Origin of the sequence: Rathayibacter sp. SD072, from assembly GCF_017355185.1 — a bacterium.
GTDB lineage: Bacteria > Actinomycetota > Actinomycetes > Actinomycetales > Microbacteriaceae > Rathayibacter.
In genome coordinates, this window is the sequence record NZ_JADILJ010000010.1 from 58,184 (window position 1) to 82,726 (window position 24,543).

The following is a 24,543-nucleotide window of genomic DNA, read 5'->3' on the forward strand; positions in this document are numbered from 1 at the left end:
CAGAACCTCCGCCGGGAGCCGTGCTCAGCCGCGATCACGGCCGACGGGTCCTCTCAGCTGCGGTTCTGCTCCTCGACCTCGAGCGGCGGCACGAGCGGCAGCGCCAGGGCCGGTGTCAGCGCCACGATCGCGAAGGCGAGGGGATATCCGACCAGGCCGATCAGCGCTCCCACGGCGGGCGCCGCGATCGCCGCCGCCGCGAACTGCCCGGTGTTCTGCGCCCCGAGCGCCCGGCCCGACCAGAACGGCCCGGCGATCTCGGCGACGGAGGTGAAGGCGAGCCCGTTGTCGGCGACCGAGATCGTCGTCGCCGCGACGAACAGGACCGCGGCGACGGCCACCGCCCCGTCGACCGCGCTCGTGGCGGCCAGGAGGAGCAGCGCCGCGACTCCGGCCACCGCGACCCAGCGCAGTGGACGCAGCCGCGACCCGACGCGGTCGCTCAGCACCCCGACTCCGATGCGGCCGAACGCGCCGGCGAACTGCGCGACGGCCACCAGGACGCCGGCCGCCCACGGTTCCCAGCCCTGGTCGGCGATCAGCCAGACCAGGCCGAAGGTCGAGAGGGTGAACTGCGGCACGACCAGCAGGGCTGAGACGCCGTGGATCCGCCAGAGCGCGGCACCCGAGCGGTAGGGGTTCTGCACCGGAGCCGAGGCCCCGGTCCGGGGCGGACGGGGCGGATCGACGATGCCGATCGCGCAGGCGACGGCGAGCACGGCGAGCAGGACGACGGGCAGGGCCAGGGCGGCGGGCACCCCCGCGGCACTCGCGAGCGGCGGCACCGTGAGCGAGGCGACCGCGACTCCGAGCGGCTGGCTCATCTGCCGGATGCCCATGGCGAGCCCACGGCGATTCCGGGGGAACCAGCCGATCACGACGCGGCCGCTCGCCGCGTTGACGCTGCCGGACGCCATGCCTCCGAGGAGCAGGAAGACCCCGAGGAGCACGAGATCGCCCGTGAGCATCGCCCCGACGCCCGCGAGCGCCGTCGCGGCGACACCGGTGGCGAGGACGATCCGCTCGCCGTACCGATCGGCGAGAGCGCCCCACGCGACGAGGGTGAGCACGAGCCCCACGTTCGGCGCCGCGGCGAGCAGTCCCGCCTCGGCGAGCGAGTAGCCGTACTGCGTGTGCAGGAGGGGGATCAGGAACGGCGGCACGGACACGAACACGGTCGTCGCGGCCTGCGCGGCCACTCCGATCGCGAGCATCAGCCAGGGGCGGGGAGTGCGGGGCACGGTGCTCCAGGGATCACGGGCGGGACGGTGCCCAGGAGGCTACCGGTGCGACCAGGTGCGGCGAGGCGGGAGTCGCTCCGCGTCAGCGCTCGAAGAACCAGCCGCTCGGTCGCTGCGGCCCGCTCGGCGAGGCACCGCCTCCGGTCCGCCCGCCCCGGCGGCCGAGGACCAGGTACGCGATGCTCCCGACGAACGGCGCGATCACGATGAAGGCGACCCAGCCCACTTTGCCGACCCGGCCGAGGCGCGGGTTCGCCAGCACGCCCTGGATCGCGAACAGCAGCAGCACGATGTTCACGACCACGAGCAGGGACTGCGGATTCACGGCCGTGCTCTCCGCTCGGGGTCTGCACCCTCCGGCGGATCTCGCGGGGGGACCTGGGCATTGTGCCACGGCGCCGTAGGATGGAGGGCTCATGTCAGACGTCCTCAGCATCCGCTACCCGCCCGAACTCCCCGTCTCGGCGCGGCGCGACGACATCGCCGCCGCGATCCGCGATCACCAGGTCGTCATCGTCGCCGGAGCGACCGGGTCGGGCAAGACCACCCAGCTCCCCAAGATCTGCCTGGAGCTCGGACGCGAGAGCATCGCGCACACGCAGCCGCGGCGGATCGCCGCGCGCACGATCGCCGAGCGCATCGCGGAGGAGCTCGACGACGAGGTCGGCGGCCTCGTCGGCTACCAGGTCCGCTTCACCGACAAGGCGAGCGCGTCGACGCGGATCAAGCTGATGACCGACGGCATCCTGCTCAACGAGATGAACCACGACCGGCTGCTCGGCCGGTACGACACGATCATCATCGACGAGGCGCACGAGCGCAGCCTCAACATCGACTTCCTGCTCGGCTACCTGCACCGTCTGCTGCCGCAGCGGCCGGACCTCAAGGTGATCATCACCTCCGCGACCATCGACCCGCTCAGCTTCGCCGCTCACTTCGCCGACGCCGAGGGGAAGCCCGCGCCGATCATCGAGGTCTCGGGGCGCACCTTCCCGGTCGAGGTCCGCTACCGCCCCCTCGTGGCCGAGGAGCCGGAGGAGGACGACGACACCGACACCCCGGACGCCACCGCGGGCAGCCGCGACCTGATGACCGGCATCGCCGACGCGCTCGCCGAGCTCGCCCGCGAGGATCCGGGCGACGTGCTGGTGTTCCTCTCGGGCGAGAACGAGATCCGCGACGCCGAGGACGCGATCCGCGGGCTCGCCCTGCCGGGCACCGAGGTGCTGCCGCTCTACGGGCGGCTGTCGGCCGCCGATCAGCACCGCGTCTTCGAGCGCTCGCGCACCCCGGGCGTCCGCCGCCGCGTCGTGCTCGCGACCAACGTCGCCGAGACGAGCCTGACCGTGCCGGGCATCCGCTACGTGATCGACGGAGGAACGGCCCGCATCTCGCGCTACAGCGCGCGGTCGAAGGTGCAGCGGCTGCCGATCGAGGCGGTGTCGCAGGCGTCGGCGAACCAGCGCTCCGGCCGCTCGGGCCGCACCAGCGACGGCATCGCGATCCGCCTCTACTCGGAGGAGGACTACCTCCGCCGACCGGAGTTCACCGACCCCGAGATCCTGCGCACGGGTCTCGCGGCGGTCATCCTGCAGATGATCTCGCTGGGCCTCGGCGACATCGCCGAGTTCCCCTTCCTCACTCCGCCCGACTCGCGCGGGATCAAGGACGGCCTCGACCTGCTCACCGAGCTCGGCGCGATCCGCACGCCCGGCGCCGCCTCCTCCGATGCCGCCTCCTCGGGCGCCCCCTCGCGAGATGCCACTCCGGTCCGCGACACTCGGCAGAAAGCGGGCAGAGGTGGCATCCCGCGGAAGGAGCAGGGCCCGCAGCTCACCCGCATCGGCCGCGACCTCGCGCGCCTGCCCATCGATCCGCGGTTCGCCCGCATGGTGATCGAGTCGCGGACGCACCACACGAGCCGCGAGGTCATGGCGATCGTCGCCGGCCTCACGATCCAGGACGTCCGCGAGCGCCCGCTCGAGCGCCGCGCGCAGGCCGACCAGCAGCACGCGCGCTTCGTCGACCCGACCAGCGACTTCCTCACGCTGCTCAACCTCTGGAACTACGTGGAGGAGAAGCAGCAGGAGCTCTCCTCCAGCGCCTTCCGCCGGCTGTGCAAGGCCGAGTACCTCAACTACCTGCGGGTGCGGGAGTGGCAGGACGTGTTCCGCCAGCTCCGCCAGCTCGCGAAGCCGCTGCGCCTCGAGCTCGGCGAGCCGCGCGTGGACCCGGACGGCATTCACCGCTCGATCCTTGCCGGCCTGCTCTCGCACATCGGCGTCAAGGACACGACCTCGCAGCAGGCGCAACGGGCCGCCAAGAGCCGCGAGCGCCAGAACGTGCAGTACGTCGGGGCCCGCAACGCCAAGTTCTCGATCTTCCCCGGCAGCGCGCTCGCGAAGAAGCTGCCGGATGCGGTGATGAGCGCCGAGCTCGTCGAGACGAGCCGCCTGTTCGCGCGCTCGAACGCCGCCATCGACCCGGCGTGGGCCGAGGCGATCGCCGGCGACCTCGTGAAGCGGCAGTTCAGCGAGCCGCACTGGGAGAAGGCCCAGGGCGCCGCCGTCGCCTACGAGCGCGTCACCCTCTACGGGGTCCCGCTCGTCGCCCGACGCCGCGTCCAGTTCTCGCGGATCGACCCGTCCTACGCCCGCGAGCTCTTCCTCCGCCACGCGCTCGTCGAGGGCGACTGGGAATCGCGGCACGCGTTCGACCGCAAGAACCGGGCCCTGCGCGCCGAGCTCGAGCGCCTCGAGGAGCGCACCCGCCGCCGCGACCTCCTCGTCGACGACGAGGCCGTGTTCGACTTCTACGACCGGCGCATCCCGCGCGACGTCACCTCGGTCCGCTCCTTCGACTCCTGGTGGAAGACGAAGCAGCACGACGAGCCCGACCTGCTGACCATGACGCAGCAGACCCTGCTGCCCGAGGACGCGGAGGAGATCGACGAGACCGCCTTCCCCACCCAGTGGCGCCAGGGCGACCAGCGCTTCCGCCTCTCCTACCGGTTCGAGCCGGGCACGGAGGAGGACGGCGTGACCGTGCACGTGCCGCTCGCGCTCCTGCCGCGCGTCACTCCGCTGGGCTTCGACTGGCTGGTGCCCGGCCTGCGCGCCGAGCTCGTGACCGCGATGATCAAGGCGCTGCCCAAGCACCTGCGCCGGAACGTCGTCCCCGCGAACGACTGGGCGAAGCGGCTCACCGCCTCGCTGCCCCAGGACGTCCCGAACCCGCCGACGGAGTCGTTCGCCGCGACGCTCGCCGGTGCGATCCGCCGCGAGGCGGGCGTGGTGATCGACGCCTCCGACTTCGACCTCGAGCGGATCCCGGCGCACCTGCGGGTCACCTTCGCCATCGCCGACGAGCGCGGCCGCACGATCGCCGCCGGCAAGGAGCTGGCCCCGCTGGCCGAGCGCCTGCGCGGACGGGTGCGCGACGAGGTCGCCCGTGTGGTCGAGGCCCGCGTGCCGGACGCGCTGGAGCGCCGGGGCCTGAAGACCTGGGACATGCCCGAGCTGCCGCGCACCACCGACACCCGCCAGGGCGGCAACACGATCCGCGCGTACCCGGCGTTGATCGACGACGGCGACTCCGTCTCGATCCGCCTGATGGCGACGCCCGAGGACCAGGCCCGCGAGCACCCCCGCGGCGTCCGGCGGCTCCTCCTGCTCGCGACGCCCAGCCCGGTCGCGTACGTGCAGCAGCACCTCAGCTCGAACGAGAAGCTCGTGCTCGCGCAGAGCCCGTACCAGAACACGACGGCGCTCTTCAGCGACTGCCTGCTGGCGTGCGTCGACGCGGTGCTCTGGCGGATGAAGCCCGACGGCATGCTGTTCCTCCGCGCCGAGTTCGACGCCGTGCGCGACCGGGTGTCGGCGAGCGTCATGGACTCGATGTTCGAGACGGTCAAGACCGTGACCACGGTGCTCACGACCGCTCGGGCCGCCGAGAAGGCGCTGAAGAACTCGACCAGCATGGCCCTGCTGCCGGCGCTCACCGACGCGCGCGAGCAGCTCTCGGCCCTCGTGCATCCGGGGTTCGTCTCGGCGACGGGGCTGGAGTGGCTGCGGCACCTGCCGCGCTACCTCGCCGCGATCACCGAGCGCTTCGGCAAGATCGCCGAGAACGTGGGGCGCGACCGCGTCTGGCTCAACGAGGTGCAGGCGGCGCTCGAGCTGTACCGCTCGGCGGGCGGCGTCCTGCCGCTGCCCCCGCACTCCCCCGAGAACCTGCAGCGCGCACGCTGGATGATCGAGGAGCTGCGCGTGAGCTTCTTCGCGCAGTCGCTCGGCACCGCCGAGAGCGTCTCCCTCCAGCGCATCCGCAAGGTGCTCGCGGGCTGACGCCCGTCCTGCGCCGAGGGAACCCCGACCCGTCGAGGGAGCCTGCGGAAGCGGGTTCCCCGGACCGTCCGGGGTTCCCTCGCGGGGCGCTAGTGTCGTCCGGTGGGCAGCTACACCGAACTCCTCAGAACCCCCGGGGTGGGGCGCATCATCGCCGCGCAGCTCACCGCGCGCTTCCCGTTCGGGATGCTGTCGCTGGCCTTCCTGCTCCACGTCGAGCACGTGCACGACTCCTACGCGGCCGCAGGGCTCGTGCTGGGCTCCATGTCGATCGGGCAGGCGATCGCCGGGCCGCTGACCAGCCGCCTGATGGGCCGGCTCGGCATGCGCCGGGTGCTCACACTCACCCTGATCGTCTGCGCCGTCGCGATCATCGCGATGGCGGTGCTCCCCCTCGAGATCTGGCAGTTCGTCGCCGTCGCCTTCCTCGCGGGCCTCAGCATGCCGCCGGTGCAGCCGGCGGTCCGCACCATCTACCCCAAGATGGTGCCGAGCTCGCAGCTCACCCCGCTCTTCTCGCTCGACGCCTCCGCGCAGGAGATCATCTGGGTGCTGGGACCCGTGCTCACGACCTTCGTGTCGATCCAGGTCTCGACGGTGGCCGGCATCCTGACCGCCGCGGTGTTCCTCATCGGCGGCGGCATCTGGTTCATCGCCTCGCCCGAGGTCGGTCGCGTCCGCATCCCGCGCTCCCGGCGCAGGCTCGGCGTCGTGCTGACGAAGCCGCCGGTACTGCTGGCGACCGTGGTCGGCTTCCTGCTGGTGGGCGCGTGCGCCGCACTCGAGGCCGGCGTCGTGGCGGTGTTCGGCGAGGGCGGAGTGGAGTCGGGCGTCGTGCTCGCGATCTTCGCGGCCGGCTCCCTCGTCGGCGGTCTGACCCTCGGGCACATCCCGATCAGCCGCTGGGCGACCGCCCGCCGCATGCTGATCGTGACCGTCGGCATGGCGCTGGCCGCCTTCTCGACCGACTTCTGGTGGCTCTCGATCACACTGTTCCTGGCCGGCGTGGGGATCGCTCCGGCGCTCGCGGCGCTCTTCACGATCACCGCCGCCAGCGTCAAGTTCTCGGACACCGCCGAGGCCTACGGCTGGGTCGGCACCGGCCAGCTGATCGGAGCGGCGCTGGGCTCGGCGATCGCGGGCGTCCAGATCGACGGCAACGGCCCGACCGCCGCCGTCGTGGTCGCCGCGGTGTTCTCCTTCGTCGGCTTCGTGGTCCCCGCGCTCGGCCGCCGCTACCACCCCGACCTCCGCGGCCGCGACGCGAGCCCGCTGCCGGACACCGAGCCGGTGCAGCTGCCCACCTGATCCTTCCCAGCCGCCGTCGAGCGGGCATCCAGCGCCGCAGCCGTAGGGTGGGCCGCACCCGACCGGGAGCGAGGCGACCATGGGACTGCGCGAGGACGCCGAGGAGCTCGTCCGAGCCCACCGGCGTGCCGCCGAGCGGGCCGAGCGGACGGACCCCTGGTCGGATCCCGAGACGCCGGAGTGGTGCGGGGAGCTCACCGCGGCGCTGTGGCAGGGCTCGTACCGGCCGAGTCCCGTGTACTACCGGGCCGAGGACCTGTCGCACGCCTGGCGCGGACCGCATCCGGTGCGCCTGAACCACCTCGGCTTCGGCTGGCAGATCACGGCGCGGCGGATGCACGAGGGCGCTCTCGCGTCGAGCACGGCCGTCGTCCTCGAGACGGGATCGCTGTGGCTCGGCCTCGGACCCGGTCGACGCCCGCACCGCGGCCTCCTCGCGCTCGCCGACTCCGAGAGCGTCGAGGGCCTCCAGCCGGGTCACGACCACTACTTCGCCGTCCGCCGCTTCCCCGACGCCGACGAGGAGCAGGCCGCCGAGCGGCGCCTGCTGTTCGGAGTCGCGGGGCTCGCCGCGCTGATCGAGGACGCCGTCGCGATCGGACCGCAGGGCGAGCTCGAGTGGACCGTCTGAGCGGACCCTCCGCAGGGACCCTCGGTACGGTGCCCCAGGACCGCATGCCAGCATGGAGGGCATGAGCGTCCCCCTGATCCCCCTGAACGACGGCCGCGCGATCCCGCAGATCGGGCTCGGGGTCTACAAGGTCGACGACGACGAGGCCGCGCGCACCGTCGCGACGGCTCTCGAGGCGGGCTACCGCCACGTCGACACCGCCACGCTCTACGCCAACGAGCGCGGCGTCGGCGAGGGGATCCGCGCCAGCGGGATCCCCCGCGAGCAGGTGTTCGTGACCACCAAGGTCTGGAACGACGACCACGGCTTCGACGAGACGCTCGAGGCGTTCGACCGCAGCCTCGACCTGCTCGGGACCGACTACGTCGACCTCTACCTCGTGCACTGGCCGATCCCCTCCCGCGACCGCTACGTCGAGACCTACCGCGCCCTCGAGAGGCTGCAGCAGGAGGGCAGGGCGCGGTCGATCGGCGTGTCGAACTTCGCCGTCGAGCACCTCGAGCGCCTCTCGGCCGAGACCGCAGTGGTGCCCGCGGTGAACCAGGTCGAGCTGCACCCGCGCCTGCCGCAGGAGGAGCTGCGCGCGTTCGGCGACGCCCACGGCATCGTCACCGAGGCCTGGTCGCCGCTCGCGCGCGGCCGTCTGCTGCAGGAGCCGGTGCTCGAGCGGATCGCCGCGCGGCACGGCGTCTCCGCCGCGCAGGTCGTCCTCCGCTGGCACGTGCAGAACGGGGTCGTCGTGATCCCCAAGTCGGTCACCCCCGAGCGGATCCGGGAGAACATCGACGTCTTCGGCTTCGTGCTCGACGACGGGGATCTGGCAGGAATCCGCGCTCTCGCGACCGGCGAGCGCACGGGTCGCGACCCCCGCCTGGACTGACCCGCTCTAGCCTGGCGGCATGACGACGCGCACCGCTCTCCTCCTGCACGGCCTCGGCGGCTCCTCCGGCACCTGGTGGCGCGTCGCCGAGGCGCTGGGCAGCGCGGGATGGAGCGTCACCGTCCCGGATCTGCGGGGGCACGGAGCAGGGACGCGCGGCGGAGCATCCGGTCACGACGACTACGCCGACGACGCACTGGCTCTGCGCCCCGACTCGGGCGCGTGGGACCTCGTCGTCGGGCACTCGCTCGGCGGAGCGATCGCCGTGCGCGCCGCCGCCCGCGACGGAGGCTGGGCGGCGCGGTTGGCACTGCTCGATCCGGTCCTGCGCCTCGAGGGCGCGCAGCGGGCCGAGATCCGCGCCGGGGAGCTGGCCGATCTGGAGACCTCGGCCGAGGAGCTGGCCGCGGGGACCCCGCACTGGTCGGAGCGGGACCGGCAGGAGAAGCTGCACGCGGCTCGCGCCGCGGATCCGCAAGCCGTCGCCGCGACGATCGACGCGAACGACCCGTGGGATCTGCTCGAGGACGTGCCGCGGGTGGGCGCCCGGGTGCTCGTGCTCGCCGGCGATCCCCAGGTCTTCACGCTGTTCCCGCCGGAGCACGCCGCCGCCGTGCTGCGGGCGAACCCGCTCGTGCGCTACGCGGTGGTGTCCGGAGCCGGCCACAGCCCGCACCGGGACCGGCCGGACGCGATGCTCGCCATGCTCCGGGAGTGGGCCGAGAGCGACGCGACGGCCTAGGCGGGCGCCCGTGAGGAGCGGCCGTGACAGCCGCCGTTCCGTGTTTCGCCGGTGTGAAATCGGCCCCGGAAGGGTGTCCTTCCGCGTCTCCTGAGAATAGCCTCGCCAGAAGCGCCGCCCGTTCACAGGAGTTCGGGAGCGCCGGTCGCCGTTCCCGGCGGCCTCTGTCATCGACGAAGGGACACCCCTGTGGCGAACAGCACCTCAGGAGCACCAGGCGCACGGCGCCGCCGCTCACTCCTCGGCACCAGCGCGATGATCGGAGCAGGCGCGCTCGTCGCCGGCTTCGCATTCGCACCGACGGCCAGCGCCGTCGAAGCCTCCGACTTCGCCGATGCCGTCACGGTCGACGGCATCATGGAGCACCTCGAGGCGTTCCAGGCGATCGCCGACGCGAACGGCGGCAACCGCGCCATCGGCACCGAAGGCTACGAGCTCAGCGGCCAGTACGTCGAGGCGGTCCTGAAGGCCGCCGGCTACGAGACCGAGCGCCAGGACTTCACGACCACCACCCAGACCATCGACGAGTTCTCGCTCACCACGACCCCCGCGGTCGAGGGCATCCCGATGTCGTTCACGCCCTCCACACCCGAGGGCGGGGTGACCGGCGAGCTCATCCAGCCCGCCGACCCGCTCGGCTGCACGGCGGACGCCTGGGCCGGACTCGACGCGACCGGCAAGGTCGCCCTCGTCAGCCGCGGCACCTGCTCCTTCTCGGAGAAGAGCGCGGCGGCCGGCGCCGCGGGCGCCTCGGCGATCCTGATCTACAACAACGTTCCCGGTGAGGCCCTGAACGGAACGCTCGGCGCTCCGGACGACAGCTACATCCCGTCGGTCGGCATCACCCTCGAGGAGGGGCAGGCGCTCATCGCGGCGCTGCCGACGACGGCGACGCTGGTCCTCGAGCAGACGACCACCGACACCGAGACCTTCAACATCATCACCGAGACCGAGGGCGGCGACCACGACAACGTGGTCATGCTCGGCGCGCACCTCGACGGCGTGCCCGAGGGCCCCGGCATCAACGACAACGGCTCCGGATCGGCGACGCTCCTCGAGACGGCCGTCGAGCTCGCCGAGGCCGGCGAGACCACCAACGCGGTGCGCTTCGCCTGGTGGGGAGCCGAGGAGGTCGGCCTGGTCGGCTCCTACGAGTACGTCGACTCCCTGACCCAGGAGGAGGCCGACAAGATCGCGACCTACATGAACTTCGACATGGTCGCCTCGCCCAACTACGTCATCTCGGTCTACGACGCGAACGAGTCGACCTACGAGGCCCCCGTCGAGGTACCCGCCGGCTCCATCGCCACGGAGAAGGCGTTCACGGACTACTTCGACTCCATCGGCCAGCCGTGGATCGACACCGCGTTCGACGGACGCAGCGACTACGACGGCTTCATCTCGGTCGGCATCCCCTCCTCGGGTGTCTTCACCGGCGCCGACGACATCAAGACGGAGGAGGAGGCCGCGCTCTTCGGCGGCACCGTCGGCATCCCGCACGACCCGAACTACCACTCGGAGGGCGACGACCTGGCGAACATCAACCAGGAGGCGCTCGGCATCACCTCGAAGGCGATCGCGTACGTGACCGCCTCCTTCGCCGAGGACACCTCGGCGATCGACGAGGAGAAGAACCCGACCCCGCCGTCGCCGACCCCGACGCCGATCACGCTCCCGACGCGGGCCGAGGTGCTGCGACTGCTGACCTCCGGTCTGTCGTACCGCGAGATCGCCGCTGAGCTCGGAGTCACCGGCGACAACGCCGAGCAGTACCTCGATGCCGTCCTCGACGAGGTCGGCATCAGCCGCGCCACCGCCGAGCGCCTGGTCCGCGAGTACCTCGACGACCGCGGACTGCTGACGGGAGCCGCGCTCTAGCGCGCGACCGTCTCGTCCAGGGAACTCCGGGACGTCGAGACAGCCCCCTGCTGCGGGCTCCCTCGACGGACCGGGGTTCCCTCGCGTGAAGGGGGTGCCGCGTCAGGCGCGGCGGGCGCGGTCGAACGCCTCCTCGACGTCCTCCTCCGGATCGGCGAGGAGGCGGAGGGTGGCCAGGGCGTGGATCCGCCGCGGCTCCTCGGCGGACAGCGCGGCCGCCTCGAGGGGGGCGGCCGCGGACTCGCCGAGCATCAGCAGGGCGCGGGTGAGGCTCTTCTGCACCGGCCGGTCGCCGTCGCCCAGGTGCTCGGCGAGCTGCCGGGCGAGCGCGGGCCGCTCGTGCTCGGGAGCGAGGCGGGCGGCGGTCCGCCACGCGGCCAGCGCCACCTCGAGGTGCTCGTCGTGCAGCAGCGCGGGAGTGATGGCGGGCCACGCCCTCGCATCGCCCACCTTCGAGAGCGTGTGCAGCGCCTGGCTGCGCGCCTGCGGCACCTCCGACACCAGTTCGGGCAGGAGCAGATCGACCGTGCGCGACGGGTCGTGGCGGATCAGCGCCCAGGTGAGCATCTCGCGCACGCCGAAGTCGGGTTCGACGCGGCAGCGCTCGATCAGGACGGGGATGTACCCGTCGGCCGGGCGGGTGCCCGCGCTCATCGCGGACCGCAGCCTCGAGGAGGCGTCCGAAGCGTGCAGCGCCGCGCGGAGCCTGTCGGCCGGCTGTGTCAGGTCGCTCATGCGGCCATCCCACACCACGCCGCCGGGAGGACGGCGAGAGCGCGAGCGGCCCCGGGACCCCGCAAGGGCTTCCCGCGATGCGGCCGTCGGTGTTCACTGGTGCCCATGCGAGCGATCTGGAAAGGCGCGATCACCTTCGGCCTCGTCAACGTGCCGGTGAAGATCTACAGCGCCACCGAGGACCACGACATCGCGCTGCACCAGGTGCACGACCGCGACGGCGGGCGGATCCGGTACCAGCGCAAGTGCGAGGTGTGCGGCGAGGTGGTCTCCTTCGACCACATCGACAAGGCCTACGACGACGGCGAGCACACGGTGGTGCTCACCAAGGACGAGCTGAAGGCGCTGCCCGAGGAGCGCGACCGCGAGATCGACGTGGTGCAGTTCGTGCCGAGCGAGCAGGTCGACCCGATCATGTTCGACCGCGCCTACATCCTCGAGCCCGACTCCTCCTCCCCCAAGGCGTACGTGCTGCTGCGCCGCACGCTCGAGCAGACCGACCGCACCGCGATCGTGGAGTTCGCCCTGCGCCAGAAGACGCGGCTCGCCGCGCTGCGCGTGCGCGGCAAGCTGCTGATGCTGCAGACGCTGCTCTGGGCCGACGAGGTGCGCGAGGTCGAGTTCCCGTCCCTCGAGGGCACCACCCGCATCGCCGCCCGCGAGCTCGAGATGTCGTCGCACCTGGTCGACTCCTACTCCGAGGACTTCGACGCGTCCAAGTTCACCGACGCGTACCAGGAGGAGCTGCGGACCCTCATCGACGCGAAGATCGAGCAGGGCGACGCCCTCGACACGGCGGCCACCTTCGGCGAGAAGCCCGAGGAGGAGGGCGGCGGCGAGGTGCTCGACCTGATGGAGGCGCTCAAGCGCTCCGTCGAGCGCAGCCGCGGGGCGAAGGGGGCGGCGCCGAAGGACGACGAGGCTCCGAAGCGGAAGCCCGCCGCGAAGAAGGCATCGGCGAAGAAGAGCGTCGCCGAGGAGGCCGAGCCGGAGGCGGAGAAGCCCGCCGCGAAGAAGAAGACGGCCGCGCAGAAGAAGGCTCCCGCGACGAAGACCGTCGCGAAGAAACCTGCGGCGAAGCGCTCGAAGGCCGAGGACGCACCGGCCGAGAAGGCCGCGTCCTGACGGTCGGACGGCTCAGACGAGCTCGTCGACGTCGTCGAGATCGACCGACAGCGAGCTGACCAGCGCGAGGAGCGCCTCGGCGTAGGCGTTCTCGGCGACCTCGTCCTCGAAGACGCGCGTCGCTCCGGCCAGCTCGATCTCGACCGCGTAGCGCACGGGCTCCCCTGCGAGTCGGCGGAGCGAGCGGAACGTGCCGCGCAGGAGCTCGCGGAGCTGGTCCTCCCGCGGCAGCCAGAGCGAGTCGTCGAGCGAGACCGAGTCGAGCGCCCACTCGGTGGTGCCGTTGAAGCCGAGCACGGTGCCGCTGGGGTACTCGTGCGCCTCGATGGTCATGTCGCTCACGGTGAAGACGTCGCCGTCGAACCCCTCCCGCTCGATGCGGAAGCGGTCGCCGGTGACCGGGGACCAGCGCACGCCCGCGGTGCGCAGCGCCCGGGCCAGCTCGAAGGTGATCATCCCCCGATCATGGCCGCCCTTCCCGGACGTCCGCCGCGAGCGGGCCGAGGTCGTCCCGATCGCGCGCTCACAGCTCCGCGTCGAGCACGAGCGAGCGCACCCGCAGGTCGGCGCGCCGCGCGTCGTCCTCCAGGCCGTCGACGACGACGGCCGCGCCGACCCACTCCGCTCCGGCGAGCTCGACGAGACGACGGCACGCGGCCGCCTGGGTGCCGGTCTCGATCCAGTCGTCGACGAGCAGCACGCGGTCGCCGGGTCCGAGCAGCGCGCGCCGCACGCGGAACAGGAGCGGATCGTCGCGGTAGTCGAAGGCGATCGCCGACTCCCACCAGTCGGCCGAGTCCTCGACCGGGGCCGACGCCTTGCGCGCCTCGACGAGCCCGACGCCGCGGTGCAGGGCGGTGAGGGCGGCGAGTGGTGTGCCGCGCGTCTGGGGGCCCAGGACGGCGGTGATCTCCTCCTCGGCGAACAGATCGCCGAGCCCCGGACCCAGAGCGGCCAGCAGGCCCGGATCGCGCCACCAGCCCGTGACGTCGGAGGACGCGGAATCGCCCGCCCGATCCCGGGAGTCGCCGTGCGCGCGGACCAGGCGGCCGCGCAGATCGTGGGGATCGGTCATGGCTCGACCGTAGCGGCGCGGACCGTCGGGTCCGGCGCGACCGGGTGTCGGTGGCTGAGTTCACACTCATGAAACACCTGGTTCACGGATCGGGCATCTGAGCTGCATAGCGTGGCTGTTCGTGCCCCTTTCAGGGGCGCGCACACCGCGCCGACGCAGGCGCGACCGGCCGTCCCTCCCCGGACGGCGACCGAGAGGACAGCCATGAACGACGATCCGGTGCTCGACACCGCCACCCCTTTCCGCCGACGGAGGCGCTCCCTCGCCGTCGCCGCCCGCTCCGCCGCCGCGATCGGCGGTCTCGCCCTCGTCGCCGCTCCGCTCGTCGCGGCGCCCGCCTCGGCCGCGCCGTCCGGTGACGAGCTCGTGATCAGCGAGGTCTTCGCACGCGGAGGCTCCGCCGGCGCGATCTACAGCAACCGCTTCGTCGAGTTGCACAACCCCACCGGGTCCGACATCGCCCTCGGCGGCACGAGCCTGCAGTACCGCTCGGCCACGGGCACCGCGAACCCCACCACCACCATCGCGCTGCAGGGCACGGTGCCGGCCGGCGGCCACTTCCTGGTGCAGGGCGCGAGCAACGGGACCAACGGCGCCGCACTGCCCGCCCCCGACCAGATCGCGGGCGGCCTCAACCTGGCCGCTGCGGGCGGCACCGTCTTCCTCGTCGAGGGCACCGCCCCGCTCGTCGCTCCGCCCACCGGGGCGTCGCCGCAGCCCGAGGCCGTCCTCGACCTCCTCGGATACGGCACGTCCAACACCTTCGAGACGGCGGCGGCACCGGTGCCGACGCTCACCGAGTCGCTCTCGCGCGCCGACGGCACCGCCGGCGACACCGATGTCAACAGCGCCGACTTCACCGTCGGAGCGGCCACCCCGCGCTCCAGCGGCGGCGGCACCGCGCCGACCCCCGGCCCGACGACCGCTCCCACGACCCCGCCGACGACCCCGCCCGCTCCCGCCGAGAGGGCGACCATCGCCGAGATCCAGGGCACCGGAGCCGCGTCGCCGCTCGTCGGCCGCACCGTTGTGACCACGGGTGTCGTCACCGCCCGCTACCCCTCCGGCGGCTACAACGGCTACGTCATCCAGACCCCGGGCACGGGCGGGAGCACGACGGGCCGCACCGCCTCCGACGCGGTCTTCGTCTACTCCTCCGCCTCGGTCGGCTCCGTCGCGATCGGCGACCACCTCGAGATCACCGGCGCCGTGAGCGAGTTCAACGGCCTCACCGAGCTCACCCCCACCTCTGCCGCCACCGTCGTGCGCCTCGCGGCACCGGCCGCGCCGGTCGTCCCGGCCGCCGTCGAGCTGCCGCGCACGGCCGCGGAGCGCGAGGTGCTCGAGAGCATGCTGATCGCCCCGCAGGGTCCGTTCACCGTGACCGACACCTTCGATCTGAACAGCTTCGGCTCGATCGGCCTCGCCGCCGGCACCTCGCCGCTGCTCACCCCGACCGAGGTCGCGCGTCCGGGCTCCCCCGAGCTCGCGGCGGTCGTCGCCGACAACGCGGCCCGCGCGATCGTGCTCGACGACGGAGCCTCGATCAACTTCCTCGGCTCGGCCGCCAACAAGGCGATCCCGCTGCCCTACCTGACCCCCGCCGAGCCGATCCGCGTCGGAGCCCCCGCGACCTTCACCGGTCCCGTCGTGCTCGACTACCGCAACAACGGCTGGTCCTTCCAGCCGACCACGCAGCTGACCGTCGAGAACGCGGCGTCGGTGCAGCCGGCCGAGTTCGCCGACACGCGGACCGCCGCGCCGGAGAACGTGGGCGGCGACGTCGCGATCGCCTCCTTCAACGTGCTGAACTACTTCTCGACCACCGGCGACTCCGTCGCGGGCTGCACCTTCTACACCGACCGCGACGGCGACCCCGTCACCGTGAACAGCGGCTGCGACGCCCGCGGTGCCGCGAACGCCGACGACCTCGAGCGCCAGCAGGCCAAGATCGTCACGGCGATCAACTCGCTCGGCGCCGGCGTCGTCTCGCTCGAGGAGATCGAGAACTCCGCCAAGTTCGGCAAGCCGCGCGACGAGGCCCTCGCCACGCTGACCGCGGCCCTCAACGCGGCCGCAGGCTCGGAGGTCTGGGCCTACGTCGCCTCGCCCGCCGCGCTGCCCGCGCTGGCGGACGAGGACGTCATCCGCACCGCCTTCATCTACAAGAAGGCCGTGATCGAGCCCGTCGGCGAGTCGGTCATCCTGAACGACACCACCGCGTTCTCGAACGCGCGCAAGCCGCTCGCCCAGGAGTTCCGCCTGATCGGCGTCGCCGAGAGCGAGTTCGTGGCGATCGTGAACCACTTCAAGTCCAAGGGCTCCGGCTCGGGCGCCGACGCCGACCAGGGCGACGGCCAGGGCGCTTCGAACGCCTCCCGCGTCGCTCAGGCCACCGCGCTCGTCGCGTTCGCCGACCGTCTGCAGGCCGAGAAGGCCACCGAGCTCGTCTACCTGCTCGGCGACTTCAACGCCTACTCGCAGGAGGACCCGATCCGGGTCATCACCGACGCGGGCTACCTCGACCAGGGTGCGAAGGACGGCGGGGAGTACTCCTACTCCTTCGACGGCGCGGTCGGCTCGCTCGACCACGTCTTCGCCTCGCCGGCAGCCGACGCGATCGTCACCGGCGTCGACACCTGGAACATCAACAGCGGCGAGTCCGTGGCGCTGGAGTACAGCCGCTACGACTACAACGCGACGATCTTCTACGACACGTCGGCCTTCCGCTCGAGCGACCACGACCCGGTGATCGTCGGTCTCGACCTCCCCGAGGCCCCGACCACGAGCATCGACGTCGCGACCAGCGCCGAGACGGGTGCCCGTGGGCCCTTCGCGACGGTCACCGTCACCGCGGTGAACAACGGTCCGGAGGAGGTCGCCGTCGTCGTCTCGACCGACTACGGCACGAAGTCCACCAAGAAGCTCAAGCCCGGTCGCGAGTTCAGCGTCACCTTCAACACGCACGAGCGCTCGATCGACGCGGGAGTCGCGACCATCGACGTCACCGCGCGCGACGGGTCCACGTGCAGCTACGAGGAGGCGTACCCCGCTTCCTGAGTGGGCCTCCCTGAGAAGGGCAGGAGCCGCACCGCCTAGAGTGCGGCTCGTGCCCGAGGGAGACAGCGTCCACCGTCTCGCCGCCCGGCTCCGTCGGGCGGCGGACGGCCGCCTGGTGGAGGACGGGGAGCTCCGCTCGGGAGACGCCGCCGGAACCGCCCTCGCCGGCCTGCGGATCCTCCGCCACGAGACCCACGGCAAGCACCTGCTGACCCGCCTCGACGAGGGCTGGACCCTGCACACCCATCTGCGGATGCAGGGCTCCTGGACCGTCACCGCTCCCGGCCGCGCGATCCCCCGGCGGGTGCAGCCCGACGTGCGCGTCCGCCTCCGCCTCGACGACGGCACGACACTCTGGGGACTCGAGCTGCCGGTGGTCGAGCTGCTGCCCGATCGCGACCTCGCGACGGCGATCGGGCACCTCGGTCCCGATCCGCTCCGCGACGACTGGGACGCCCAGGAGGCGGTCGCCCGTCTCTCGCGCGATCCCGACCGCCCCGTCGTCGCCGCGCTGCTGGATCAGCGGAACCTCGCGGGCCTGGGCAACCTCTGGGTGAACGAGGTCTGCTTCCTCCGCGGCCTCTGGCCCTGGCGCCCGATCGGCTCCCTCGACGTGCGCGCCCTCGTCGCGACGTCGGCTCGAGCCCTGCGCGCCTCCGTCACGATCCCCGGCATGTTCCAGACCACGACCGGCGACACCCGGCAGGGAGAGCGGCACTGGGTGGTGGGCCGCGCGGGCCGGCCGTGCCTGCGCTGCGGCACCACCGTGCTCGTGCGCGCCGAGGTCCGCGACGATCCGGAGCGGCGCCGCACCTGGTGGTGCCCGCACTGCCAGCCGGAGGCGTCCCGACCCGGCGGCTCACGGGACGGGGCCTACCCGACTCCTCGGAGCGCGGCATAAGCTCGAGGAATCGGGCGCTGCGGAGCATCGCCCTGCGCAATGACAGGCGACTCGTCGAGGAGGAACCGTGTACGACCCAGCTCTCCTCCGGACCTTCCTCGCGGTGGCCGAGACGCGCGGGTTCACCCGCGCCGCGGCGCAGCTCGGGATCAGCCAGCCGACGGTGAGCCAGCACGTGCGCCGACTCGAGGAGGCGGCGGACCGCATCCTCGTGCTGCGCGACACCCGCGAGGTCGAGCTGACCGACAACGGAGTGGCCATGGCCGGCTTCGCACGGACGATCCTCGCCGCGCACGCCGCGGCCGAGAACTACTTCAGCGGCACCGCCATGCAGGGCCGGCTGCGCTTCGGATCGGCGGACGACCTCGCGATCACGCAGCTGCCCCGGATCCTCCGCCACTTCCGCCAGCTCCACCCGCAGGTGAAGCTCGAGCTGACCGTCGACCAGAGCGGGCCGCTGCGCCGCCGACTCGACGCGGGGCACCTCGACCTCGTGTTCGTGAAGACCGCACCGGGATCCACGGACGGCCGCCTCGTCCGCCGGGACGCCATGGTCTGGGTCGCGCACGAGAACACCGTCCTCGAGCACGACGAGACGGTGCCGCTCATCGCCTACCGGGGTCCGAGCGTGTCGCGGCAGATCGCGATCGACGCGCTCGAGGCCGCGGGCCGCACCTGGCGCATCACCTGCAACACGCGGGAGGTGAACGGCGTACTCGCGGCGGTCCGCGCCGGCATCGGCATCGCCGTCTTCCCGCGCTCGCTGATCCCCGGCGATCTGGTGACCGTCAGCGACCGGTTCGGCCTGCCCGAGCTCGAGGACATCGAGTTCCGGCTCCTGGAGAGCGCGTCCGCCGCGCGCGAACCGGTGGAGGCGCTGACGACGGCCATCATGGAGCGCACCCACGTCTAGGGCCCGGTGCGGCACTCCGTGCTCGTGCGTAGTCTGGACACGACGGAGGGGGCCGGATGAGCGACGAGTGGGGATCCCCGGATCCTGCAGCACGACGGGACGCGACGGGGGCCGCCGTCGAACCGGCCTCGGGATCGGCCGCCGCCGTCCCCGAGGCGGCGCGGGTCGAGGACGCCGACCGGGCGCTGGCCGTGCGCGAGATCAAGCGCCGACGCGACTTCGCCGGCACGGTGGGAGGCTGGGCGAGCGTCTCGGCGATCACCACGACCGTCTGGATCGCAGGCGGCGCCGACGGCTACTTCTGGCCGATCTGGCCGATGCTGGGCATCGGGATCGGAGTCGTCGCGCAGGCCGCCGCGATCTGGGGGCCGATGAAGAAGGAGATCACCGAGGACGACATCGCCGCCGAGATGCGCAAGCGGGAACTCCGCGGCCGCTGACCGACGATCGCCGGACAGCCTGGGCGTCCCTCCGGGAGCGGCTGCTAGGGTACAGACCGAGCGCTCCGACAGCCCGACGGTGGCGCTCACGGCACAGCGTTGCGCGCCGGACCTGCGGCGTGCCGCCTCCGGCACCGCCCACTGACGGTTTGGACACCCTTGGCCGACTCCACTCGCCTCCCGCCCGACGACGCCGACCACTCGGCCGACGCGACCCCGTTCGACGGGAGCTTCCACGAGCTCCCTCCGCGCAGGCCCAGCCGCCGCGCCGTGATCCTCGGCGCCGTCGGCACCGGCCTCGGCATCGCCGCGCTCGGCGGTGCCGGCTACGCCGCATACCGCGCCTTCGCGCCCGACACCGTGCGCGTCCCGGGCGACCCGGACGCCGAGGCCCGCGAGCTCGACCTGCTCGCCGGCGTGCCCGAGCCCGTCGCCTCCTTCGGCCCCAACGGCACGCACTGGCCCTCGCTCACCCCGTGGATCACGGGCGACGTCGACCTCGAGGTCGAGGTCGAGTGCTCGTGGGCCGCGATCAGCGAGGCCATCACGAGCGCCGTGTCCGAGGTCGGCCCGTCCGACACGGTGCGGATCCTCGTCGCGCCGGGCGAGCTGCCGGGAGGCGGCGCCGGCTCGAGCTCCTCGCCGATGATGCAGGACGTGGGGTCGCTGGAGCGCGAGAACCGCATCCTGGTCTACCCGCGCGACGGCTTCGGCACGGTCACCACCGCGAACTCGTGGCGGCTGCTGCGCGTGAACGGGGTCGCCCTCGGCGGCATCGTCACGAACGGCGCGTTCCTCGCGAGCGGCTGCAGCGGCTCCGCCTTCGCTCGCATCACGACGAACGCCTACAACGTCTACGGGGTCGACGGGGTCGAGTTCACCGAGAACGTCGAGCTCGTCGAGGTCGTGGTCCCGGACGCGCAGCTGCGCGACGAGGACGTCTCGAGCACGCGCACGCCGACCGAGGGCGCCGGCGGCCTGCGCTTCATCTACCGCATCGGCTGCTGGACCGCTCCCGCTTACAAGGAGAAGGGCTCGAACGCGCACACCGACACCGTGCAGTTCTCGGGTCAGGGCGGCAACTACTACGGCGAGATCACGAGCATCGACTGCATCGACTTCGCCTCGAGCAACACCGCCTTCCAGATCGGCTCCGCCTCGGGCGTGCGCTACGAGCACTGCCTCGTCGTGGGCGCCGACGTGGTCAAGCGCGTCTTCCCGCTGCCCGACGCGGCCGACACCGAGGGCGGCTTCGGCGCCTCGAACGGCCCGGGCACCGAGTTCGGCTGCTCCGCGGTCGACAGCACGTTCATCGGGCCGATGGGCGCCGCGACCTGGGCGTCGGTGACGAACTCGGTCGCCGGCTACGAGACCTCCGGCGCCGCTCCCGAGGAGGGCGAGTGGACCATCGATCCCTCGATCCTCGAGTGGACCGCCGACGACGTGCACGAGCGCAGCCCTCAGGTCACCGCCGAGTACCTCGCGCAGATCTGGGCCTGAGCGCTCGTCCGAGCGCCGCGTCCAGGCGTGAGCGCCGAGTGACTCAGCCCGCGTGCCGGCCGCGGCGCGCGGGCCGGGCGAGCGCGACGAGCGCCGCGGGCACGCTGAAGAGCGGGTCCGTCGGGATCCGGGCGAGCAGCGACCTGATCACGAGCGAGAGCGCGACGATCGCCGCCGTGACGGCGAGCGGGTAGGCGAGCTCGAGCAGCGGGTTCCGGAGGAGCTCCACGAGCCCGGTGCTCGCGGGCTCCGCGACCAGGGACAGCAGTCCGAGCAGCGGAACCTGCAAGAGGTAGATCGGCAGCGTGCGCCGTCCGATCGCCGATCCGAGCCGCGCGGCCGGCTCCCAGCGGCACAGGAGCGCTGCACACGCGATCGCCAGCGGGATCGCGCTCGCGCTCGCGACGAAGCCGAGGACGTCCTCGGCGCGCCCCTGGACCACGCGCCCTCCGACGACCGCGACGGCGAAGACGCCCAGCGGTGCGAGCAGGGCGATCGGGCGCGGCTGCGAGAACCAGCGCAGCCGCTCGGCTCCGAGCACGCCGAACGCGAAGAAGACGAAGTTCGCCAGCAGGGCGTCGCCGAAGAGGATCACGCGCAGATCCGCCGCCACGAACCACGCCGCGGCGCCCAGCAGCAGGATCCCCCACCACGGCACGCGCAGCGCCCGCAGCAGCACGAACACCACGGGGTAGACCGCCAGCGCGTAGAGGAACCAGAGCGTGGTCGTCGGCAGCACCGCCTGCAGCGCGAACTGCTGCAGGGTGTCGATCGAGTGGGGGAAGCCGGGGCGGGCCAGCACCGCGAAGAAGACGCCGTAGAGCACCACCCAGACGACGTAGAGGTAGCCGTTCGAGACCAGGCGCAGCCGTGCCGTGCCGCCGCGCCAGCCTCGCAGCAGCCCGCGGGAGGCGAGCAGCCCCGACAGCGCGAACAGGATCGGCATGCGGATCCGGCCGAGCGACCCGCCGACCTGGTCCCAGAGCCCGCTCACCGCGGAGCGGCCGTCGACCAGCAGGTCGTGGTTCCAGATCAGGACGTGGAAGAGGACCACCGCGAGGACGCCGAGCCCGCGCGTCGTGTCGACCCATGCGAGCCGCTCGCGGGCGGTCGCGCTCGCTCCCGTCTCCCCTGTCACCCTTCCGAGTATGCGGGAGTCGGGCCGCTGAGCAGGCATCGACGGGCTCAGGTCACTGTCCCCCGTCCAGGCGTCCTACGGCCGTGACCCGCACGACCGCGGCGCCGGCCTCGTCCGACTCGGCGAGGTCGACCCTCGCCGAGATCCCCCAGTCGTGATCGCCCGCGGGGTCGTCCAGGATCTGGCGGACCCGCCACTCGGTCGGCGTCTGCTCGACGAGCAGCATCGCCGGTCCGCGTGCATCCGGCCCCGTGCCGATCGTGTCGTGCTCGTCGTAGTAGTCGTCCAGGGCCTCGCCCCAGGCGTCGGAGTCGAACCCGGCCGCCGCGTCGAGCTCGCCGAGCGCCTCGTGGTCGTCGAGCGCCGCGAGGGTGACCCGGCGGAACATCTCGTTGCGCACGAGCACGCGGAAGGCGCGCTGGTTCGCCGTGAGGCGGCGCGGCGCAGGCGGCACGATCGCCTGGTCGGCGTCGTGCAGAGCGGGGTTCACCAGCTCCTCCCACTCGTCGACGAGCGAGGAGTCGACCTGGCGGACCAGCTCGCCCAGCCACTCGATCAGGTCGTGCAGCTCCTCGTTCTTGATCTCGTCCGGGATCGTCTGGCGGGCCGCGCGGAACGCGTCCGACAGGTAGCGCAGGACGAGACCCTCCGATCGCGAGAGCTTGTAGAACGCGGTGTACTCGCCGAACGACATCGCCCGCTCGTACATGTCGCGCACGACCGACTTCGGCGACAGCTCGAAGTCGCGCACCCAGGGCTGCGCCGCCGTGTAGGTCGCGAACGTCGCGTCGAGCAGCTCCTCGAGCGGCTTGGGGTGGGTGACCGACTCGAGCAGCTCCATCCGCTCCTCGTACTCGATCCCCTCCGCCTTCATCGCGGCCACCGCGTCGCCGCGCGCCTGGAACTGCTGGGCACCGAGGATCTGCCGCGGATCGTCGAGCGTCGACTCGAGCACCGAGATCACGTCGAGTGCGAAGGTGGGCGACTCGGGGTCGAGCACGTCGAACACCGCCAGGGCGAACGGCGAGAGCGGCTGATTGAGCGCGAAGTTGGGCTGCAGATCGACGGTCAGCCGGATGCGCACCACGCCGTCCGCGCCGACGCTCTGCTCGACCACGCCCGCCTCGCGCAGCGTCCGGTAGATGCCCAGCGCGCGCCGGGCCAGCTGGAGCTGCCGCTTCCACGGCTCGTGGTTGTCGAAGATCAGCGCGTGAACGTTCGCGAAGGCGTCGCCGCCGCGGGCGATCACGTTCAGCAGCATCGCCGAGGTGATCGTCATGTGCGAGGTGAGCGTCTCGGGCTCCGCGTCGACGAGCTTGCGGAAGCTGGGCTCGCCCCAGCTCACGAAGCCCTGCGGCGCCCGCTTCGCGACCCACTTCCTGCGCTTCTTGGGGTCGTCGCCCATCTTGTCGAGCGCCTTGCGGTTCTCGGACTCGTGCTCGGGCGCCTGCACGACCACGGTGCCCGCGGTGTCGTAGCCGGCGCGACCGGCGCGGCCGGCGATCTGGTGGAACTCGCGCGCCGAGAGCTGGCGCATCCGGGTGCCGTCGTACTTGGTCAGCGCGGTCAGCAGGACCGTGCGGATCGGGACGTTGATCCCGACGCCGAGGGTGTCGGTGCCGCAGATCACCCTGAGCATGCCCTGCTGGGCGAGCTGCTCGACGAGGCGGCGGTACTTGGGCAGCATGCCGGCGTGGTGCACGCCGATGCCCAGCCGCAGCAGCCGCGAGAGCGTCTTGCCGAACGCGGTGGTGAAGCGGAAGCCGCCGATCACCTCGGCGATGCGGTCGCGGTGCTCGCGGCTGGCGATGTTCGCGCTGGTGAGCGCCTGCGCGCGCTCGAGGGCGGCGGCCTGCGAGAAGTGCACGACGTAGACCGGCGACTGGTTCGTCGCGAGCAGCTCCTCGATCGAATCGTGGATCGGCGCGATCTCGTAGAAGTAGTGCAGCGGCACCGGACGCTCGACGCCGGTCACCCGCGCCGTCTCGCGTCCCGTGCGGCGGGTGAGGTCGGCGGCGAGCGCCGTCACGTCGCCCAGCGTCGCCGACATCAGCACGAACTGCACATGGGGAAGCGTCAGGAGGGGCACCTGCCACGCCCAGCCGCGCGAGGGGTCGGCGTAGAAGTGGAACTCGTCCATCACGACCTGGTCGACGTCGGTCTCGGGCCCGTGGCGCAGCGCGAGGTTGGCGAGGATCTCGGCCGTGCAGCAGATGATCGGGGCGTCGGAGTTGACGGAGGAGTCGCCCGTCACCATGCCGACGTTCGCGGCCCCGAAGACGTCGACGAGGGCGAAGAACTTCTCGGACACGAGCGCCTTGATCGGCGCCGTGTAGTAGCTGCGCTTCCCGGCGGCGAGGGCCGCGGCGTGCGCGCCGATCGCGACGAGCGACTTGCCGGTGCCGGTCGGGGTCGACAGGATCAGGTTCGCTCCGGAGGCGATCTCGAGCATCGACTCGTCCTGCGCGGGGTAGAGCGGCAGCCCGCGGGCCTCGGCCCACTCCGTGAACGCCAGGTACACGGCGTCGTCGTCCACGCGCCCGTCGGCGTCGGGCGTCGGCATCCGTTCGAGCAGCGTCGGGTTCATCCGTCCATCCTCCCAGGCCGCACCGACACCGCGGGCGGGAGAG

General features: G+C 72.3%; 19 protein-coding genes. 12 read left to right on the plus strand and 7 right to left on the minus strand.

Annotation, left to right across the window (positions count from 1 at the left end; all coding sequences use genetic code 11):
• Positions 1 to 53: 53 nt before the first annotated feature.
• Complete coding sequence (locus IOC53_RS06190) at positions 54 to 1,214, minus strand: MFS transporter (RefSeq protein ID WP_207403526.1); 1,161 nt, start codon at positions 1,212 to 1,214, stop codon at positions 54 to 56.
• Positions 1,215 to 1,323: 109 nt separating this feature from the next.
• Positions 1,324 to 1,566 carry a PLDc N-terminal domain-containing protein gene (locus IOC53_RS06195; RefSeq protein WP_207403485.1) on the minus strand — a complete coding sequence of 81 codons (243 nt, stop codon included), beginning with the start codon at positions 1,564 to 1,566 and terminating at the stop codon, positions 1,324 to 1,326.
• Positions 1,567 to 1,657: 91 nt separating this feature from the next.
• On the opposite strand from IOC53_RS06195, the gene hrpA reads away from it, so the two are divergent.
• From hrpA to IOC53_RS06225, 6 genes are all read left to right on the plus strand, one after another.
• Positions 1,658 to 5,587, plus strand: coding sequence for an ATP-dependent RNA helicase HrpA (gene hrpA, locus IOC53_RS06200; RefSeq protein ID WP_207403486.1), 3,930 nt, complete (start codon positions 1,658 to 1,660; stop codon positions 5,585 to 5,587).
• A gap of 102 nt (positions 5,588 to 5,689) precedes the next feature.
• Positions 5,690 to 6,895 (plus strand): MFS transporter, encoded by a 1,206-nt coding sequence (locus IOC53_RS06205; protein WP_207403487.1) that lies wholly within the window; start codon positions 5,690 to 5,692, stop codon positions 6,893 to 6,895.
• A gap of 79 nt (positions 6,896 to 6,974) precedes the next feature.
• Positions 6,975 to 7,526, plus strand: a complete 552-nt coding sequence (locus IOC53_RS06210) for a hypothetical protein (protein ID WP_207403488.1) — start codon at positions 6,975 to 6,977, stop codon at positions 7,524 to 7,526.
• Positions 7,527 to 7,587: 61 nt separating this feature from the next.
• The gene (locus IOC53_RS06215) at positions 7,588 to 8,406 is read left to right on the plus strand and encodes an aldo/keto reductase (protein WP_207403489.1); all 819 of its coding nucleotides are present in this window, start codon (positions 7,588 to 7,590) and stop codon (positions 8,404 to 8,406) included.
• Positions 8,407 to 8,425: 19 nt separating this feature from the next.
• Entirely contained in the window at positions 8,426 to 9,148 is a 723-nt protein-coding gene (locus IOC53_RS06220; protein WP_207403490.1) for an alpha/beta fold hydrolase, read from the plus strand.
• 189 nt (positions 9,149 to 9,337) lie between these two features.
• Positions 9,338 to 11,026, plus strand: a complete 1,689-nt coding sequence (locus IOC53_RS06225) for a M28 family peptidase (protein WP_307786086.1) — start codon at positions 9,338 to 9,340, stop codon at positions 11,024 to 11,026.
• A gap of 102 nt (positions 11,027 to 11,128) precedes the next feature.
• On the opposite strand, the gene IOC53_RS06230 is transcribed toward IOC53_RS06225, so the two are convergent.
• Positions 11,129 to 11,761, minus strand: a complete 633-nt coding sequence (locus IOC53_RS06230; protein WP_207403491.1) for a HEAT repeat domain-containing protein — start codon at positions 11,759 to 11,761, stop codon at positions 11,129 to 11,131.
• 105 nt (positions 11,762 to 11,866) lie between these two features.
• Here IOC53_RS06230 and IOC53_RS06235 point away from each other — a divergent pair, with 105 nt between their 5' ends.
• A complete protein-coding gene (locus IOC53_RS06235) occupies positions 11,867 to 12,886 on the plus strand; it encodes a Ku protein (protein ID WP_207403492.1) in 1,020 nt (339 codons plus the stop codon).
• A gap of 12 nt (positions 12,887 to 12,898) precedes the next feature.
• Here IOC53_RS06235 and IOC53_RS06240 read toward each other — a convergent pair whose 3' ends face one another.
• Complete coding sequence (locus tag IOC53_RS06240) at positions 12,899 to 13,342, minus strand: pilus assembly protein CpaE (RefSeq protein WP_207403493.1); 444 nt, start codon at positions 13,340 to 13,342, stop codon at positions 12,899 to 12,901.
• A 67-nt stretch (positions 13,343 to 13,409) separates the two neighbouring features.
• A complete protein-coding gene (locus IOC53_RS06245) occupies positions 13,410 to 13,961 on the minus strand; it encodes a phosphoribosyltransferase family protein (RefSeq protein WP_207403494.1) in 552 nt (183 codons plus the stop codon).
• A 204-nt stretch (positions 13,962 to 14,165) separates the two neighbouring features.
• On the opposite strand from IOC53_RS06245, the gene IOC53_RS06250 reads away from it, so the two are divergent.
• The 5 genes from IOC53_RS06250 to IOC53_RS06270 all read left to right on the plus strand — a co-directional run bounded on the left by IOC53_RS06250 (position 14,166) and on the right by IOC53_RS06270 (position 20,775).
• Complete coding sequence (locus IOC53_RS06250; protein WP_207403495.1) at positions 14,166 to 17,021, plus strand: ExeM/NucH family extracellular endonuclease; 2,856 nt, start codon at positions 14,166 to 14,168, stop codon at positions 17,019 to 17,021.
• Positions 17,022 to 17,070: 49 nt separating this feature from the next.
• Positions 17,071 to 17,922 carry an Fpg/Nei family DNA glycosylase gene (locus tag IOC53_RS06255; RefSeq protein WP_207403496.1) on the plus strand — a complete coding sequence of 284 codons (852 nt, stop codon included), beginning with the start codon at positions 17,071 to 17,073 and terminating at the stop codon, positions 17,920 to 17,922.
• A 67-nt stretch (positions 17,923 to 17,989) separates the two neighbouring features.
• Positions 17,990 to 18,835 (plus strand): LysR substrate-binding domain-containing protein, encoded by an 846-nt coding sequence (locus IOC53_RS06260; RefSeq protein WP_207403497.1) that lies wholly within the window; start codon positions 17,990 to 17,992, stop codon positions 18,833 to 18,835.
• Positions 18,836 to 18,891: 56 nt separating this feature from the next.
• Positions 18,892 to 19,275, plus strand: coding sequence for a 2TM domain-containing protein (locus IOC53_RS06265; protein ID WP_207403498.1), 384 nt, complete (start codon positions 18,892 to 18,894; stop codon positions 19,273 to 19,275).
• Between the two features lie 159 nt (positions 19,276 to 19,434).
• Positions 19,435 to 20,775: a hypothetical protein gene (locus IOC53_RS06270; protein WP_207403499.1), complete on the plus strand. Its 1,341-nt coding sequence runs from the start codon at positions 19,435 to 19,437 to the stop codon at positions 20,773 to 20,775.
• Between the two features lie 43 nt (positions 20,776 to 20,818).
• Here the strand turns inward: IOC53_RS06270 and IOC53_RS06275 are convergent, their stop codons facing one another.
• Both IOC53_RS06275 and IOC53_RS06280 read right to left on the minus strand, forming a co-directional pair.
• A complete protein-coding gene (locus IOC53_RS06275; protein ID WP_207403500.1) occupies positions 20,819 to 21,913 on the minus strand; it encodes an acyltransferase family protein in 1,095 nt (364 codons plus the stop codon).
• Between the two features lie 52 nt (positions 21,914 to 21,965).
• On the minus strand, positions 21,966 to 24,500 hold the full coding sequence (locus tag IOC53_RS06280; protein ID WP_207403501.1) for an RNA helicase: 2,535 nt from the start codon (positions 24,498 to 24,500) through the stop codon (positions 21,966 to 21,968).
• Positions 24,501 to 24,543: the final 43 nt, after the last annotated feature.

Bases quoted from the DNA above. Each gene is read 5' to 3' on its own strand.
- IOC53_RS06190 (WP_207403526.1), bottom strand. From the start codon at position 1,214: ATGCTCGCGATCGGAGTGGCCGCGCAGGCCGCGACGACCGTGTTCGTG.
- hrpA (WP_207403486.1), top strand. From the start codon at position 1,658: ATGTCAGACGTCCTCAGCATCCGCTACCCGCCCGAACTCCCCGTCTCG.
- IOC53_RS06210 (WP_207403488.1), top strand. From the start codon at position 6,975: ATGGGACTGCGCGAGGACGCCGAGGAGCTCGTCCGAGCCCACCGGCGT.
- IOC53_RS06215 (WP_207403489.1), top strand. From the start codon at position 7,588: ATGAGCGTCCCCCTGATCCCCCTGAACGACGGCCGCGCGATCCCGCAG.
- IOC53_RS06220 (WP_207403490.1), top strand. From the start codon at position 8,426: ATGACGACGCGCACCGCTCTCCTCCTGCACGGCCTCGGCGGCTCCTCC.
- IOC53_RS06230 (WP_207403491.1), bottom strand. From the start codon at position 11,761: ATGAGCGACCTGACACAGCCGGCCGACAGGCTCCGCGCGGCGCTGCAC.
- IOC53_RS06235 (WP_207403492.1), top strand. From the start codon at position 11,867: ATGCGAGCGATCTGGAAAGGCGCGATCACCTTCGGCCTCGTCAACGTG.
- IOC53_RS06240 (WP_207403493.1), bottom strand. From the start codon at position 13,342: ATGATCACCTTCGAGCTGGCCCGGGCGCTGCGCACCGCGGGCGTGCGC.
- IOC53_RS06245 (WP_207403494.1), bottom strand. From the start codon at position 13,961: ATGACCGATCCCCACGATCTGCGCGGCCGCCTGGTCCGCGCGCACGGC.
- IOC53_RS06250 (WP_207403495.1), top strand. From the start codon at position 14,166: ATGAACGACGATCCGGTGCTCGACACCGCCACCCCTTTCCGCCGACGG.
- IOC53_RS06265 (WP_207403498.1), top strand. From the start codon at position 18,892: ATGAGCGACGAGTGGGGATCCCCGGATCCTGCAGCACGACGGGACGCG.
- IOC53_RS06280 (WP_207403501.1), bottom strand. From the start codon at position 24,500: ATGAACCCGACGCTGCTCGAACGGATGCCGACGCCCGACGCCGACGGG.